The 12430-nt window shown below is 56.1% G+C and carries 8 protein-coding genes; 7 read left to right on the top strand and 1 reads right to left on the bottom strand.

The window, feature by feature from the left end; genetic code table 11:
• The 7 genes from dusB (at position 1) to FZZ88_RS04660 (ending at position 11197) form a co-directional block, all read left to right on the top strand.
• Positions 1–1002 carry a tRNA dihydrouridine synthase DusB gene (gene dusB / locus FZZ88_RS04690; protein ID WP_166018023.1) on the top strand — a complete coding sequence of 334 codons (1002 nt, stop codon included), beginning with the start codon at positions 1–3 and terminating at the stop codon, positions 1000–1002.
• Positions 999–4001, top strand: coding sequence for a rhamnan synthesis F family protein (locus FZZ88_RS04685; RefSeq protein ID WP_166018021.1), 3003 nt, complete (start codon positions 999–1001; stop codon positions 3999–4001). The genes dusB and FZZ88_RS04685 overlap by 4 nt, the downstream gene beginning before the upstream one ends.
• Before the next feature lie 8 nt (positions 4002–4009).
• Complete coding sequence (gene rfbA / locus FZZ88_RS04680) at positions 4010–4948, top strand: glucose-1-phosphate thymidylyltransferase RfbA (protein WP_166018019.1); 939 nt, start codon at positions 4010–4012, stop codon at positions 4946–4948.
• Positions 4938–5528, top strand: coding sequence for a dTDP-4-dehydrorhamnose 3,5-epimerase (gene rfbC / locus FZZ88_RS04675; protein ID WP_166018017.1), 591 nt, complete (start codon positions 4938–4940; stop codon positions 5526–5528). The genes rfbA and rfbC overlap by 11 nt, the downstream gene beginning before the upstream one ends.
• Complete coding sequence (gene rfbD, locus FZZ88_RS04670; RefSeq protein ID WP_166018015.1) at positions 5525–6409, top strand: dTDP-4-dehydrorhamnose reductase; 885 nt, start codon at positions 5525–5527, stop codon at positions 6407–6409. Before rfbC ends, rfbD begins: the two co-directional genes overlap by 4 nt.
• A 57-nt stretch (positions 6410–6466) precedes the next feature.
• Positions 6467–7600, top strand: a complete 1134-nt coding sequence (gene rfbB, locus FZZ88_RS04665) for a dTDP-glucose 4,6-dehydratase (RefSeq protein WP_166018013.1) — start codon at positions 6467–6469, stop codon at positions 7598–7600.
• Between the two features lie 117 nt (positions 7601–7717).
• Positions 7718–11197, top strand: coding sequence for a rhamnan synthesis F family protein (locus FZZ88_RS04660; protein WP_226423730.1), 3480 nt, complete (start codon positions 7718–7720; stop codon positions 11195–11197).
• Positions 11198–11221: 24 nt separating this feature from the next.
• Here FZZ88_RS04660 and FZZ88_RS04655 read toward each other — a convergent pair whose 3' ends face one another.
• Entirely contained in the window at positions 11222–12430 is a 1209-nt protein-coding gene (locus FZZ88_RS04655) for a sugar ABC transporter (RefSeq protein ID WP_166018009.1), read from the bottom strand.

Genomic DNA, 12430 nt, shown 5'->3' with positions numbered 1-12430 from the left:
ATGATTGCTTCATCCCCCCTGCAGCTTCCCGGCAATGGAATCGCACGTCAGCTGCGGTGCCGTGTTCTGCAATCGCCGCTTGCGGGGGTGAGCGACCGGGTGTTTCGTGGCCTGGTTCGACGATGGGCTCCTGACGCCCTGCTCTTCACCGAAATGGTGAATGCCACCAGCCTCGAAATGGGGCATGGGCGCTGCAAGGTGGAGTCACTGGCCGACGAGTCCGGACCCATCGGCGTGCAGCTGTTCGACCATCGCCCCCAGGCCATGGCCGATGCGGCACGGCGGGCCGAAGCCAGTGGAGCCTTCCTGATCGACATCAACATGGGATGTCCCGTTCGGAAGATCGCTCGCAAGGGGGGTGGTTCCGGATTGATCCGTGATCCCGAACTGGCGATCCGGATCGTGGAAGCGGTGGCGGATGCCGTGGCATTGCCCGTCACGGTGAAGACGCGCCTGGGATGGTGCGGAGGTGATGCTGATCCCGTGCGGTGGTGCCAGCAACTGGAACGTGCAGGAGCTCAACTGCTCACGCTGCATGGACGCACCCGCGAACAGGGCTTCAAAGGCCCTGCCGACTGGAGCGCCATCACCTACGTCCGTGAGGCCCTCACGATCCCCCTGATCGCGAATGGTGACATCAGCACTCCCGAGGATGCTCTGCGATGCCTGAATCAAACCGGCGCAGCCGGCGTGATGGTGGGCAGAGGGACCATGGGGTCCCCCTGGCTGGTGGGACAGATCGATGCCGCGCTGACCGGTCGTGCCATCCCCTCTACGCCCAACCCGACAGCACGGCTTGCGCTGGCCCGGGATCAATTGGACGATCTTGTGAAGGATCGCGGCGACCATGGGCTGTTGATCGCGAGAAAACATTTGGGCTGGACCTGCACGGGCTTCCCAGGGGCATCGCGACTGCGTCATGACCTGATGCGGGCCCCCACACCCGCCCAGGCCAGGGACCTGCTCAATCAGCAGATCGACGCCCTTGCCGCGTCCGCTTGACTGGACGCTCCGACGGTCAGGGCGTGGCGCCTTCAATCGGCAAGGACAACACGCTTGATGCCAATGCCTGGCAGCGCTGGCAGTCCGGCTTGGCCAGCGCAGAGGAGATCCAGCGCTGGCAACAGCAGCTCAGCCAGCACCTTCCCCAACTACCGCAGGAGCTGCTGGATCCGTCTCTGCTGCCCGTCTCCCTGTTGCGTGATGCAACCCAGTGGTCCCCCGCAGACAGTGGGATAGATCCCATCGACCTTCTGTCTTCCCACAGGGATCTCACTGACGCCAAGCAGCTCTTGAGTAGCGGTCGCCTGCGCGAGATCGCCCTGGGAAAGCGCAGCCTGTTCGCTGATCTGCCGCCGGTGCACCTCCAGGCCTACCGGGATGGGCTGAGACCAGCGGCACATCAGGGCTTCCTTAGTGCTCTGGAGCACCTGGCCGGCATCGGCCGTCAACGCTTCCAGCGAGGACTGCCCCTTGGCAAGGATCTCGATCGGTACCAGCCCCCCGCTCCAGACCCAGCACCAAGCGAGTCCATTCCCTCAGCGGCCTCGATGCTGGTGGTTCTCCACCAAACACAAGCGGAGGTCGAGGCCGACCACATCAAGCCAGGGCAGGGGTGGGGCCAGATCCGCCACGCCTCTCTAGAGGATCCTTCCTGTTGGATGAGCGAGCCAATCCTCGATGGCGAAACCCTGGTCAGCTTCTGCCATGCCAGTGATCAGCTGGATCCCCAGGCGGCCCTGCGCATGGCGCAGTGTGCGATGAAACACCCTGCAGCGGTCTTGCTGACCAGTGATGAAACGCTGCGCTGGAGCGACGACCCAGGCATTCCGGCGGGGAACCGCCAGAACAGAACCGCAATTACACCTTTTCGTCTGCTCTGCAGGGGATGCCTTGGCGGCCTGTTGACGATCCGCTGGTCAACGCTGCAACAACTGACGATGCCGGCGTCCACCGGCTCGCTGCACGCCCTGCTCCTGGATCTTTCGCTGCAGGTTTGCCGACGCGGGGACGCCGTCGCCCACTGTCCAGAGGTGTTACTGCAGCGATCGATTCAGGCGAACCCGACCGTGCCCGACGTGGCCTCGCCGGCGGACCGCCGCTGCTGGCCCCCCGATCTCAGCGCTGAGATCCTGGCGATCACGCAACGGCACAGCACCAGCTTTCTCGTGCCCGACGGACAGCTCATTCCCATTGCAGCGCTGTGCGCCTGCCATCGACTGCAGCTCCGCACCGAACCCACAGTGCTGGTCTCGGTTCTGATTCCATTTCGCGACCGGGTGGACCTCACCCAAAACTGTGTCGCTTCACTGCGCCGCTGTGCAGGAGCTGTTGCCTACGAATTGATCCTGATCGACAACGGCAGTGACCAACCAGCCACCCAAGCCTGGCTCGATGAACAGACGCAGCTCGACGACGTTTGCGTGGTGCGAGTGGACGAGCCGTTTAACTATTCACGGCTCAACAACATTGGCCGACGCCATGCCCGTGGCAGCCATCTGTTGCTGTTGAACAACGACATCGAATTCCGCTCAGCTGAGGTGCTTCAGGCTCTGCTGGACCCATTCGCATTTCGCGGCACTACTGCCGTGGGAGCGAAGCTGCACTACCCCGACGGGAGCATCCAGCATCAGGGAGTCGTACTTGTGAAAGGTGAACGGCGCTGCGTGGTGGAGCCCGGTAAACACCTGGGCAGTGCCCCTCTACTGGCCACGCTCACCCCCCTGCTGGTTCAAGAGGAGTTCACAGCAGCGACAGGAGCTTGCCTGATGCTCCGCTGCAGCGATTTCGATCGGATCCAAGGATTCGATGAAAATCTCGCCGTGGTGTTCAACGACGTGGATCTCTGTCTGCGCCTCAGGCAAAACGGTGGTTCGGTTGCCGTGACCCCATTCGTGGAGATCGTTCATCACGAATCGATCAGTCGCGGCAAAGACCGTGAAGGTGCAGCCTTAGCCCGGCATCAACGGGAATCCGGTTACCTGAGGGCCAAGCACGCCGCGCTGTTTGCCGCAGGTGATCCCCTCACCAGCCAGCGGATTCACCCCCACAGCAATCGCTACCAACCCAGGGAGACAGCGCCGCGATCGAAAGGGCCGGTTACCGATGCCGTGCTGATGCACTGGAGGAATTCAAATTTCAAACCCAGCCGCCAACGACCCATCGTTCTGCTGGCGCATTTTTCAGGCAACAACCGGGTTCGGGACGACCTCTTCCCACTGATTGATGAGTACCGGCGCTTCGCCGATGTGATTGTTGTGTCATCGGCCAGCGGGTTGCGCTGGCACCCGAGAACGCTGCATCGGCTGCGCCAACGCTGTGCGGCCATCGTTATTCGACGCAACCAGGGGTATGACTTCGGCAGCTGGAAAGCAGCTCTAGCCCTGCATCGGCAGGACATTGAACAGGCGGCTTTCCTGGTGCTCACCAACGACAGCTTCTGGGGACCGGTCACTCCCCTCGACGACCTGTTCCAACGCCTGAATGCCAGTTCAGCAGATGTAATTGGGCTGACGGACGATCTGATGTACGAACCCCATCTGTCGTCTGCCTTCACTGCTTACAAACCCGCAGCACTGCAGTGCCCAGCCTTTGCCCGCTTCTGGGAGACGTTGCAGATCTGGCCCCGCAAACGGGACCTGATCAAACAGTGCGAGGTCGGACTGCCAGTGCAGCTGCGTGCCGCAGGACTAAGGCTGGAGAGCCTTTACACCCACAACGCCAACGGCAATGTTCTTCACTACGACTGGAAGCACTTGATTGAGCAACGTGGCTTCCCCTTCCTCAAGGTGAGCCTGCTGCGCGACAACCCCACCAGGCAAACCGTCGACACCTGGCCCGAGGTGATCGGCCAACGCAACCCTCAGCTGGCGGCCAGCATTGAACGCCAACTACGGCCGAAACCAGGGTTACAGCGACTGCTTGAACGGCTGCGCCGTCGACTGAATGGGAGTAATCGCAAGGGGTCTCGTGCTGTAATGGCGCCGACTTCACGCCGGTGAGCCAGCCGATGAGCACCGCATCCGAGCGACGAGGAATCATCCTGGCTGGCGGGAGCGGCACGCGGCTGCATCCGATCACCCAGGCCGTCAGCAAACAGTTGCTGCCGGTTTACGACAAGCCGATGATTTATTACCCGCTCAGCACCCTGATGCTGGCTGGGATCCGCGAGGTTCTGATCATCACCACCCCCCACGACAGGGATGCATTTCACCGCTTGCTCGGCGATGGCAGCCGCTGGGGCATGACGATCGAGTACGCCGTGCAACCAAGCCCGGACGGCTTGGCCCAGGCATTTCTGATTGGTGCCGACTTCCTGGCGGGCCACCCCGCCGCGCTGGTGCTGGGGGACAACCTCTTCCATGGGCACGATCTGGTGCCCCAGCTGGTGAACAGCAATGCGCAAGCCCAAGGGGCGACGGTGTTTGCCTACCCCGTCAGTGATCCCGAGCGTTATGGCGTGGCTGAGTTCGATGCCGATGGCCGTGTGCTGAGCCTGGAGGAAAAGCCCAAACAGCCCAAGAGCCGCTATGCCGTTACGGGGTTGTATTTCTACGACGACAGCGTCGTGGGACGGGCCCGCCAGGTGAAGCCTTCAGCGCGTGGGGAGCTGGAGATCACCGATCTGAATCAGATGTATCTGGATGAAGGGCTGCTACGGGTGGAGCTGATGGGCCGTGGCATGGCCTGGCTCGACACCGGCACCTGCGACTCCCTCAACGATGCCGGCAGCTACATCCGCACCCTGGAACACCGTCAGGGGCTCAAGGTGGGGTGCCCGGAGGAGGTGGCTTGGCGCCAGGGCTGGATCACAACGGAACAGCTGAATCATCTGGCGCAGCCCCTCAAGAAGAGTGGCTACGGCTCCTATCTCCTTCAAATTCTCGAGGAGAGCGTGAGCGATCACACTGCCCTTCAATCCAGCCTGGAGGTGAGCCATGCAATTTGAACAGCTCAAGACCAGCACTGGCCAGACCATGGAGGGTCCACTGCTGATGACCCCCAGATGCTTCGGTGATGACCGCGGCTGGTTCTTTGAAAGCTGGAACCGACGCTCATTCGATGAGGCAGTGGGCGAAACAGTGGTGTTTTCCCAAGACAACCATTCCCGCTCGATCCAAGGTGTGCTGCGGGGGCTGCACTACCAACTTGCCCCAGAACCCCAGGCCAAGTTGGTGCGTGCCACGGTCGGAGCCATTTATGACATCGCCGTAGACATCCGACGCGGCTCGCCCACCTTCGGGTCCTGGGTCGGCGCTGAGCTCAGTGCCGAGAACAAATCCCAGCTGTGGATTCCCGAAGGTTTCGCCCATGGCTTTCTAACTCTCAGCAGCGTTGCTGAAGTGCAGTACAAGGCGCGGGGGTTCTGGAACAAATCCTGCGAGCGAGCCATCGTCTGGAATGACGCCGATCTCGCCATCGCCTGGCCGATCGAACTACTGGAGGGAGCGGAAGTCAGCCTGTCGGGCAAGGATGCAGAAGCCTCAAGCTTCCAAGCGGCAGCCAGAGCAGGAGTTGTGTTTCCGTGAAAGTTCTGCTCACCGGAGCTGGCGGACAGCTTGGACAGGCCCTGATCGCCTCCGCTCCCCAGGAGCTCGACCTGGTGGCCACCAGCCGTCAGGATCTCGAGCTGGCCGACCCCGAGGCATGCCTTTCGGCGGTGCAACATCACCAGCCCGACTGGGTTCTGAACGCCGGTGCATATACAGCTGTGGACAAGGCCGAATCGGAACCCGAGCTGGCCCACGCCGTGAATGCCGGAGCACCCGAAGCCTTTGCCCATGCTCTGAAGCAACAGGGGGGACGCCTGCTCCAGATCAGCACCGACTTTGTTTTCAACGGAACCCAGGGGACGCCCTATCAACCCATGCAGGCCCGCGACCCTCTCGGGGTTTATGGCGCTAGCAAAGCTGCCGGAGAAGTGGCGGTGCAAAACGTTTTCGGAACAGGAGGACGGGGTCTGATCCTGCGCACCAGCTGGGTGATCGGGCCCGTCGGCAAAAACTTCGCACTTACCATGCTGCGCCTCCACCGCGAGCGAGATCAGCTGGGCGTTGTGGCCGATCAGGTGGGCTGTCCCACCAGCACCCTGACCCTGGCTCAGGCCTGTTGGAGAACCCTCCAGATGGCTAACGAGAGGGAGCTTCCCGTTGTCATGCACTGGAGTGATGCCGGAGCTGCCAGCTGGTACGACGTAGCGGTGGCGGTGGGCCGGATCGGGGCTGAATTAGGGCTCATCGACACGCCAGCTGAGGTTCAACCGATCACAACAGCGGACTACCCAACCCCAGCGGAGCGTCCGGCCTATTCCCTCCTGGATTGCACGGCCACCAGAGCCGCCCTTCAACTGGAAGGGGAGTATTGGCAGAAAGCCCTGAAGAATGTGTTGCAGCAATCCAAAACGCTATGAAGCGCAGCTGAGTTCAAGCCCCCACCTCATAACAACACCCCACCTCAACTCTGACCAATGGTTTCCTCCATGCCTTCCGCCTCTGAACTGCTGGGAGATCGCCGTAGGGTTCTTGTCACAGGAGGTGCGGGCTTCATCGGAGGAGCCGTAGTCCGGAGGCTGCTGCGGGAGAGCACGGTGACCGTGTTCAATCTGGACAAGATGGGCTATGCCAGCGACCTGGCATCGATTGATGAGGTGCTCAGCGAACTTGGCGACGCGGCAAGAGACCGACACAAGCTTCAGCAGGTGGATCTAACCGATGCAGCTGCTGTTGAGGCTGCAGTGCGTGAGGCCGAGCCTGATCTGGTGATGCACCTGGCGGCTGAAAGCCACGTGGATCGATCCATCTCCGGGCCTGGCGTGTTCATTGAGAGCAATGTCACCGGCACTTACAACCTGCTGCAGGCGGTGCGGGGCCACTACGAGGGCTTGAGTGGTGAGCGCCGGGATGCCTTCCGGATGCACCACATCAGCACCGACGAAGTCTTCGGCTCATTGGGTGCCGAGGGTCGCTTCTCAGAAACTACCCCCTACGACCCCCGCAGCCCCTACTCCGCCAGCAAGGCGGCAAGCGATCACCTGGTTCAGGCCTGGCACCACACCTTCGGCCTGCCTGTGGTGCTGACCAACTGCTCCAACAACTACGGCCCCTGGCAGTTCCCGGAAAAGCTGATTCCAGTGGTCACCTTGAAAGCAGCCGGAGGCGAGTCGATCCCCCTCTATGGCGATGGACTGAATGTGCGGGACTGGTTGTACGTGGAAGACCACGTCGATGCCCTGCTTCTGGCGGCTTGCAAAGGGGAATCCGGCCGCAGTTACTGCGTGGGCGGCCACGGGGAACGCACGAACAAAGAGGTCGTCGACGCCATTTGTGCGCAGATGGATCAGAGCTGCCCCGCATCAGCTCCCCACACCAATTTGATTACACCGGTCAGCGACCGCCCGGGCCATGACCGCCGCTACGCGATTGACCCAAACCGCATCAGTTCCGAGCTGGGCTGGAGTCCTCGCCATGATGTGGAGCAGGGCTTGGCAGAAACCGTGCGCTGGTACCTGTCCCATCAGGACTGGTGCAGAAAAGTACGGCAGCGAGCCGGATATGACGGCAGCAGATTAGGCATGGGAAAGATCCAAACAAAAACGAAGTAGTGAAAATGACGCAAGCATTTAGCTGGTTTATAAATCCAATGAATCCGATGCAACCCACACCGAACATTCAAGTAATGGGGTTTATCTTGATTTTGTTGGAAGCACTAGATGAGAACAATGCCTAAAAAACGTCATCCGCTCTCCATGCTCTCTAACAACGCCCGTCAGCTGCTGAAGAGGTCTGCTTCTGCAATGGGCAGGCAGAATTTTTTACCCAAAGCGTTGAGAAAGCGGCTAAATCAGCTAGGGCAACCCAAACGGCCAAACTCGTCCAATAACAGACGCAAAAAAACAACCCCTGAACTACAAGAATATATCAAGTCTCTACAAGATAATAATACAGAGAAACGAATCATTCGCGACTTTCGCGAATTAGCGCATTACGCCTATGTCTTTGACATCGAGCACTATAAATCTCAACTGAAGGCCGAAGAAGCCAATTCACTTCGAAGCATTGGTGACGTCATCCTCCATTACTGCGCCTCCGGCTACCAGGAAGGCATTGACCCCAGCGATCTATTCGATACAGACAACTATTTCAGTAAATATCCGGACGTCAAAGCGAGTGGGCTCAACCCGATGGTCCACTGCTTCAAGTTTGGCATGAACGAAAGCCGCTATTCGATGGATAACATCCATTTCATGCGGAAAATGGCCGACATCAAAAGGCCAGATACAAGCGCTCTCTCCTCAATAAAAGAAGATCTAAAGACAAAGAAAGTTGGCGTTTTTCTGCATATTTTTTACCCCGAGCTCGCCGAAACAATCGCAACTTACCTGGCCAACATACCGTGCAGAATCGACATCTTCATCTCCACCAAAAAGGAATCAGTCCATGCCTTGCAAAACATCTTTGCACGGATCAACAATGCCAACAAGGTAGAAGTCAAACACTTCAGCAATACTGGACGCGACGTTGCTCCATTCATCGTCGGCTTTGGAGATCAGATTCTCAACTACGATCTCATTCTTAAGTTGCATTCCAAGAAGAGCCCTCATAGCAATGCATTGAGCGGCTGGTTCCTCCACTGCTTGGACAATCTAATTGGCAGCAGATCCATCGCTGCAACAAACATCAAGGCCCTGCAATCATCACAAACAGGTATTGTTTATCCCGTGGAGAACTATGCCCTAAGCCTTGGGATCAAACACGATTCGTGCTGGGGGCATGAAGATGGCAACTACAAAAAAGCAAATCCATTCCTAACACGCTTCAACCTTAGTCATATCAGAAGAGACAGCTATTTCCGCTTTCCAACGGGGACCATGTTTTGGTGCAAGTCAGAGCTCCTAAAACCCCTTCTTGAATGGAATCTGACTTGGCAAGACTTCGACCAAGAAGGCGGACAGATCGACGGAACGATTGCCCACAGCATTGAAAGGCTGATTGGCCTTTCAACAACCGAAATATACAACCAAAAACTAAAAACAACTTACTCCGGATACTTTCTTTCAAAACAGCATCAAACAGACAAATCCATCATTGAAGGTCGCAACAAACTTAGAATTAATGGGTTCGAGAAAGTCATCCAATTCAAAGCCCAAGCGCTAGAGCCAAACTGGTCCCTACAGAACAACACACAGCAAAAATCTCTACATATCCATTGGGTTATTCCCAACTTCACCCCTGGCCTTGGTGGCCACATGACCATCTTCAGAACCATTGACTTTCTGGAGCGCTGTGGTCACCAGTGCACGATCTGGATTCATTCCGAATTAAAAGGTGATGACAAGCCAAGTCGCCTTAGTGCTCTCCATAAACGTGTCATCGATCAACATTTCATTCCACTCAAAACAGACCAGGTTTATATGCTTGGCAACAGTCAAACGGATCTGGAGCGCGTCAGCGGTGACGTCGTAGTAGCGACCGATCGAATGAGCACTTATCCAGTACTTGGAATGACAAAGTTTCAAAAAAGATTTTATTTTGTTCAAGACTATGAACCTTACTTTTTTGCTCGGGGAACTTCCAGCATCCTCACCGAGCAATCGTACGCATCCAACAACGACTTTGCCTGCATTTGTGCCAGCCCATGGCTAAAGCAGCGGATGGAAAAATTTGGAAATTCGGCAATCTCGTTTCCGCTTGCTGTTGATCACAGTGTTTATCACCACATCAAAGATCAGAAACGAAGCACCCATGTAATTGCTTTCTACGTTAGACGCAGCACGCCAAGACGGCTTTATGAGCTGGGATTGCTCGCCTTAAGAGCCTTATTTGATCTAGGCGACTATTTTGAGATCATCACCTTCGGCGAAAAAGAACTACCAGACCTTGGAATTCCCGTAAAAGTCAAACACGCAGGAATTCTCGATGCCAAGGAATTGGCAAACCTATATCGCCAATGCACGGTTGGATTCGTCCTTTCAGGAACCAACTACTCCTTGGTGCCCAATGAAATGATGGCCTGCGGGCTGCCCGTTGTTGATATCGATGCCGAACATACACGTCTCTCCTATCAAGAAGGAACAGCGGTTTTAGCAGAACCAACCCCCACAGAACTGGCAAAAGCGTTAGATCGATTGCTGAATGATGCGTCGTTCCGGCAAAGCACAACCAATAGGGGAATCGCAGCCACCGAACACCTCAACTGGGATGCCTCCAACAAACTTGTTGAGTCCTTCATTCAAGAATCGCTTCCATCAGCGCTAGCTCCATCTCAGCCAGCAAAGCCATCGCCCCCCTTGGTCACGGTGGTCATCCCTGTTTACAACGGGGGAACGATGCTCAAAACCGTCGTTGAGTCCTGTCTCGCACAGGATCTCAATGAAAAATTTGAGGTGTTGTTGATCGACAGTGCCTCAAGCGATGGATGTCTTGATCATTTGCCTCAAGACGAACGACTGGGCCTGCACAAGATTCGCAAAGAGGATTTCGGCCATGGCCGAACCCGCAATCTTGGGGTCGCACTCGCCAGAGGGGAGTACGTCGCTTTCATCACTCAGGACGCCATTCCGGCGAATCGTATGTGGCTGATGAATCTCATCGCTCCACTGCAGAACGATTCCAGTGTGGCCGGTGTCTTCGGCTGCCATATCGCCCATACCGATCATGGACAACTCACCGCCCATGACCTTGACCAACACTTCAATCGTTGGATTTTCAGAAGCCATCGCAAACCGATCGAGCTCGATGCTGGTCGACAGACCTCCAATGGCGTTGTCTCCACCCATGAACGCTTTTACTCCGACAACAATTCCTGCCTGAGGAAATCAATTTGGGAGACTGTGCCGCTTCCAGATGTCGTGTATGGGGAAGATCAATTGTGGGCACGTGAAATTCTCAGGAAAGGTTACAAAAAAGCCTATGCCTCAACAGCAGTGGTTCGCCATTCCCATGAATATGGTTTCCGGGAAACGGTGATACGCGCCAACACAGAATGGCATTTCTATGACCAAATGCTCGGCGAAAGATTGCCTGCAACCAAAGAACAAGTCTTACAAATGGTTGAAAGATCTTGTGCCAATGATCGAGCAGCACAGAAGTTGTACCCGAACATCAGCGACAACGAACTAGTAATTCGCCGAAGTCTTCACTTTGCAAGGGCCTGCGGTTACTATCTGGCAGGCAAAGGACGCGGTGCTATACGCCCTTAAATCAGTTAATCAAACAAATATAAATCAGCTTTTCCGCATCGCATTGAGGAGGAATCCACCCACACCCCAAGCCACAATGATGATTCCGACAGATCCTAGAAATGCTTGCCAGCGCCAGTTGTGATCTGGTTTAACCGGCAACTGAGGCTGACTAAGAACAACCACAAATTTCAACTGACGTTGACTTTCACGACGACTATTGTCTGAAGCAAGACGAGCAGACTGCAAAGTTTGGGTCGCAAATTCTACATCTGAAATCAACCCAGCTTCTTCTAGGGCAAGAGTATTTAAATCTCGTCCATTCTTACTTATGGCACTATCTCTCTCTTCGCGAATCTGAACTTCGAGTTCTTTAACTTGGTCTGCAATAAAAGAGACTTCCGGTGCATTTGGGTCTCGGTACTGGCGGCGCAATGCGGCTTCCTGAACCTTCAGATCTACCAGTTGCGATTCAAGGCCAGAAATGTACGAGCTGGCTGCAGCCTGTTCAGTTAGAACACTCAGATTTCCATGTTTTTCTTGGAAGAGCTCAAGATTTCTTTTGACTGCCTTGAGATTAGTCTGCGCCAGTTGCACCTCTTTTCTAGCAAATAGATTCTGATCAGCATTGATAGATTGATTCACCTCATTCACAAAGCGACGAGACTGCTTCAGCAACTCGTTGTTGAGATTGAAAGCCTGCTCGGGTGAAAATCCAGATGTCGTCAGGATGACTGAACCACTCAAGGGCTGAGGAGCCACAGAGAGTTGTTTTCTGTAGAAGCCAAGCTGTGCCGGAGCAGAACTGTTAGCGGGCAATCCAGCACGAAGATCCGGAAGCTTGATACGGTAATCCTGCTCGAGTTTCTTCCCGTCAGGGAACAAGCGGGTCTTGACATCCGACGATTCGAGATAAACCTGGAGGTACTGACCATCCACAAGGGAGGTCAAAACCTGAGGAGCAGCGGCTGCACCCGACAACACCGAAGCTGATGCTCCTTCAAGAGGCAAAGCCTGTTGAATCACAAACTCTGAAACGGCCGTATAACGATCCCGCCCAATTACAAAACAGTAGAACGCTGAGGTTGCCAGAAAAACCGAGATCAGAACTCTGGGCTTCGCAATCCTATCCAACTGCTCTCGCCAGAGTGGTGTTGGCTGATCCTGAACCAGTGAATTAGAAATCCGAAACGACGATGGAATCTCCTTTTGGAGAGAAGAGGATGAGCTGGAAGGCGGGAGTGATTCAGGCAT

Origin of the sequence: Synechococcus sp. PH41509 (assembly GCF_020514285.1) — a bacterium.
In the GTDB taxonomy this organism is placed as follows: Bacteria; Cyanobacteriota; Cyanobacteriia; order PCC-6307; family Cyanobiaceae; genus Parasynechococcus.
Note: the sequence above shows the minus strand (reverse complement) of the source record. Positions and strands in the feature narration are given on the sequence as shown.

Bases quoted from the DNA above. Each gene is read 5' to 3' on its own strand.
- dusB (WP_166018023.1), top strand. From the start codon at position 1: ATGATTGCTTCATCCCCCCTGCAGCTTCCCGGCAATGGAATCGCACGT.
- rfbA (WP_166018019.1), top strand. From the start codon at position 4,010: ATGAGCACCGCATCCGAGCGACGAGGAATCATCCTGGCTGGCGGGAGC.
- rfbC (WP_166018017.1), top strand. From the start codon at position 4,938: ATGCAATTTGAACAGCTCAAGACCAGCACTGGCCAGACCATGGAGGGT.
- rfbB (WP_166018013.1), top strand. From the start codon at position 6,467: ATGGTTTCCTCCATGCCTTCCGCCTCTGAACTGCTGGGAGATCGCCGT.
- FZZ88_RS04660 (WP_226423730.1), top strand. From the start codon at position 7,718: ATGCCTAAAAAACGTCATCCGCTCTCCATGCTCTCTAACAACGCCCGT.
- FZZ88_RS04655 (WP_166018009.1), bottom strand. From the start codon at position 12,430: ATGCCTGAATCACTCCCGCCTTCCAGCTCATCCTCTTCTCTCCAAAAG.